Genomic DNA, 3,204 nt, shown 5'->3' on the forward strand with positions numbered 1-3,204 from the left:
AAGCCTGCTTTTGACAAGCCAACGATCAGCACCGCGATCACGGCGACAGTGACAAAGACGGGATCAATCATGGGAAAGGCGAATCCGGCGGGTGAGGGCGGTATGAGCACTCTTGTATGGTTGATTTGTCAACGGGGCGCTGGAAGCAGAACCACGTTTAGGCCCTGACTACAGATGCGCGGTCGTCTCATCGGTCGTCATTGCCGGGCTTGTCCCGGCAATCCATCTCGCCTCCGCATGGACCACCGGGACAAGCCCGGTGGTGACGATGGAAGGGGGACTTCGTAACTCTATGCAAAGGCCTGATAACCAAGACCAAAACAAAAATCCCCACCACGAGGGCGGGGATCTTCAATTCCAAAAATTCCAAAGAACTTATTCGTCGGCGTCGGTCTTGAGCGACTTGAGCTTGGAGAAGACCGAATCCGCGTCGAGGTCTTCGTGGGCCTGGGAACGACGGCCTTCGCCACCGTCTTCGCTGTCGCTGCCATACTCGCTCTGGCGGGCATTTGCGCGGGCCAGTGCATCCTCGGCGGTGAGCAGGGTCGTGCCTTCGGAGACTTCGTTGGGAATGCCGGCATCCTTGGAGGCGCGCTTGACCTCGAGGTCGAGCTCGATCTGGCTGCAGAGGCCCAGGGTCACCGGGTCCATGGCAGCAAGGTTGGCCGCATTCCAGTGGCTATTCTCACGCACGGACTCGATGGTCGATTTGGTGGTGCCCACGAGGCGCATGATCTGGGCGTCTTTCAGCTCCGGGTGATTGCGCACCAGCCACTTGATGGCATTGGGGCGCTCGTTGCGGCGCGAAATCGGGGTATAGCGCGGACCCTTGCGCTTGACGGCGGCGACGCGGACCTTCGGGTCGGAAAGCTTCAGGCGATAGTTCGGATCACCCTCGGCCTTTTCGATCTCTTCGCGGGTCAGCTGGCCGTTCTGGATCGGATTGACACCCATGATGCCCGAGGCGACGTCGCCATCGGCAATGCCCTGCACTTCGAGCGGATGCAGCGTGCAGAAGGCGGCGATCTGGTCGAAGGACAAAGCCGTGTTGTCCACGAGCCAGACAGCGGTTGCCTTGGGCATAAGTAGGGGCTGGGACATGGTATAACTCTCCTGCTGGCGCGGCCGGATTTCCTCCGGACCGCTCCGCCTCAAAAGCCAAATGCTGAGGGGGAACTGCCCTCAATATAGAGTTTTGGCCCGGTTTCCGCAACGCTGAAGTCAGGCCATAACCATTTATTGCAGCAAATTTTATTGGCTTCGTCCGAATGCAGTCAGGAGAACGAGCTTGCCGATGTGATTTCTCGCTTCCATTTGCTCATGCGCGCGGGCGGCATCTTCGAGCGGGAAGGTCGTAATCTTGGGCTTTACCCAATCAGGCAGGGAAAGATGCAGCAGCATCGAGAAGGCAATGCGCTCGGCAATGGCAGCCTTTGTCTCGGATGATTGCGGCCGCAGGGTAGAGCCGGACATGGTGATGCCCTTGGCCATCATCTGGCGCAGCGGCACCTCGGCCGTGCCGCCTTCGAGGGTCGAGATGAGGACGATGTGGCCGGAACGGGCGGAGGCGGCGACATTGACCGCGGCCATATCGCCGCCGACGAGATCGACGACGCGGTCGACGCCCTTGCCCTCGGTCCGCGACAGAACTCGCTCGGCGATGTCTTCGCTGCGGTCGATCGTGGCGATGGCGCCGAGCGAGCGGGCGTAAGCTGCTTTTTCCGGGCTTGAGGTGATGCCGATTGCCTTGGCGCCGAGGAGCGTTGCGATCTGGATCGCGGCGCCGCCAATGCCGCCCGAGGCGCCGTGGACGAGGACGGTCATGCCGGGTGCGAGGCCAGCGCGCATGACGAGGGTCTGTGTCACGGTGAACCAGGTTTCGGGCAGGCTCGCCGCCTCGGCAAAGCTCCAGCCGTAGGGAATGGGCAGGACCTGGCCTTCCGGCACCGCAACATATTCGGCATAGCCGCCGCCATTGGTCAGGGCCATGACGCGAGCGCCGACGCGGTGGCGGCTGACGCCCTCGCCCAGGGCAACGACAATACCAGATACTTCGAGGCCCGGAAGCGGCGAGGCGCCGGGCGGTGGATCGTAGTGACCGCGCCTTTGTGCCAGGTCTGGCCCGTTGACGCCGGCCGCCGCGACGCGGATCAGCACCTCGCCGGGCTCTACTTGGGGCAGGGGGCGCGACGTCACCTGGAGCGCATCGGGGGCGCCGGGCGTTGCAATGTGGATAGCCGACATGGTCGGGGGGAAGGTGATTTGCTCGCTCATGCACCCATGCTGGCGCAAAGCGGACTTGCCCGGCAAGGGCGGCACGGTAATCTTACAGGGCAAACTCTTGGAGGCCGCCATGATGGAAGACGAAGAACAGCGCCGCAAAAAGCCGGTGGCGCATGACGTCGGCATGGTTCTCGATACGCTTTCCGTGTCGGAACTCGAACAGAGAATCGCGCTGCTCGAAGGGGAAATCCTGCGCCTCAAGGCGGCTATCGATGCCCGCGGGAGCACGCGAAAAGCTGCGGATGCGGTGTTCAAGTTCTGATCGATAAAAGCCCTCGGATTAAGGTTAAGAAAGACTAAAGGTTCGGCGAGGTGCCCATCTGGGATAATAGTTTACCCGGACGCTGGGAGACTTCGTCATGTCGTGGAACCTTTTGGCCCTGCTCGCTCTTTTGCTCGCGTCCGGCACCTGCGCCCTGGTTTATGCGCTGCGTTTGGCCGGGGTCGAAGACGGCACTCCCCTCAACGCCCCCAAGCCCGACACGAGCATAGACCACGCTTGGCGCGAGGAGCCGGTTCAGACTTTCATAGGGCAGGTTCAGGTCGCTCGCTATTGGCAGCCTCCGTTCCGCCGTCACTGATCTGGCGCAGAAGGAGACAGACATGAAGCCGCAGGTGGACCGTATTCTCGAAGGTGTTCGTCCCACGGAAGTGGCGCAATTGCAGGCTCTGGCCGCTGGCCAGTTGTCGCTCGCGCATCTGGGCTCGCTCGAGGAAAAGGGCTGGGTCGAAACCGTTGCCGGCACCACGCTGATCACCTTGACCGGCCGCACGCTGCTCGATGGCGCAGCGGGCAGGTGATTTTCGTCAAGGTTAAGAAATCGAGTCTTGTTAACCCGCAATTAAGACCTTGGGGTTAAGGTGAAGTTATTCAGATTTTTCTGAATTTTTCAGAGCGGTTCTCCCTCTGTTTGACGCCTC

At 61.2% G+C, this 3,204-nt stretch carries 5 protein-coding genes; 3 read left to right on the top strand and 2 right to left on the bottom strand.

The window, feature by feature from the left end:
* Positions 1-375: 375 nt before the first annotated feature.
* Both ABW043_RS11585 and ABW043_RS11590 read right to left on the bottom strand, forming a co-directional pair.
* Positions 376-1,101 (bottom strand): DUF1013 domain-containing protein, encoded by a 726-nt coding sequence (locus tag ABW043_RS11585; RefSeq protein WP_353921361.1) that lies wholly within the window; start codon positions 1,099-1,101, stop codon positions 376-378.
* Positions 1,102-1,251: 150 nt separating this feature from the next.
* On the bottom strand, positions 1,252-2,274 hold the full coding sequence (locus ABW043_RS11590) for an NAD(P)H-quinone oxidoreductase (RefSeq protein WP_353921362.1): 1,023 nt from the start codon (positions 2,272-2,274) through the stop codon (positions 1,252-1,254).
* A gap of 79 nt (positions 2,275-2,353) precedes the next feature.
* On the opposite strand from ABW043_RS11590, the gene ABW043_RS11595 reads away from it, so the two are divergent.
* From ABW043_RS11595 to ABW043_RS11605, 3 genes are all read left to right on the top strand, one after another.
* Positions 2,354-2,545: a DUF1192 domain-containing protein gene (locus ABW043_RS11595; protein WP_353921363.1), complete on the top strand. Its 192-nt coding sequence runs from the start codon at positions 2,354-2,356 to the stop codon at positions 2,543-2,545.
* A 97-nt stretch (positions 2,546-2,642) separates the two neighbouring features.
* A complete protein-coding gene (locus ABW043_RS11600) occupies positions 2,643-2,864 on the top strand; it encodes a hypothetical protein (protein ID WP_353921364.1) in 222 nt (73 codons plus the stop codon).
* A 22-nt stretch (positions 2,865-2,886) separates the two neighbouring features.
* A complete protein-coding gene (locus ABW043_RS11605; protein WP_353921365.1) occupies positions 2,887-3,084 on the top strand; it encodes a hypothetical protein in 198 nt (65 codons plus the stop codon).
* Positions 3,085-3,204: the final 120 nt, after the last annotated feature.

Origin of the sequence: Devosia sp., from assembly GCF_040509215.1 — a bacterium.
Classification (GTDB): domain Bacteria; phylum Pseudomonadota; class Alphaproteobacteria; order Rhizobiales; family Devosiaceae; genus Devosia.

Bases quoted from the DNA above. Each gene is read 5' to 3' on its own strand.
- ABW043_RS11600 (WP_353921364.1), top strand. From the start codon at position 2,643: ATGTCGTGGAACCTTTTGGCCCTGCTCGCTCTTTTGCTCGCGTCCGGC.
- ABW043_RS11590 (WP_353921362.1), bottom strand. From the start codon at position 2,274: ATGAGCGAGCAAATCACCTTCCCCCCGACCATGTCGGCTATCCACATT.
- ABW043_RS11595 (WP_353921363.1), top strand. From the start codon at position 2,354: ATGATGGAAGACGAAGAACAGCGCCGCAAAAAGCCGGTGGCGCATGAC.
- ABW043_RS11605 (WP_353921365.1), top strand. From the start codon at position 2,887: ATGAAGCCGCAGGTGGACCGTATTCTCGAAGGTGTTCGTCCCACGGAA.
- ABW043_RS11585 (WP_353921361.1), bottom strand. From the start codon at position 1,101: ATGTCCCAGCCCCTACTTATGCCCAAGGCAACCGCTGTCTGGCTCGTG.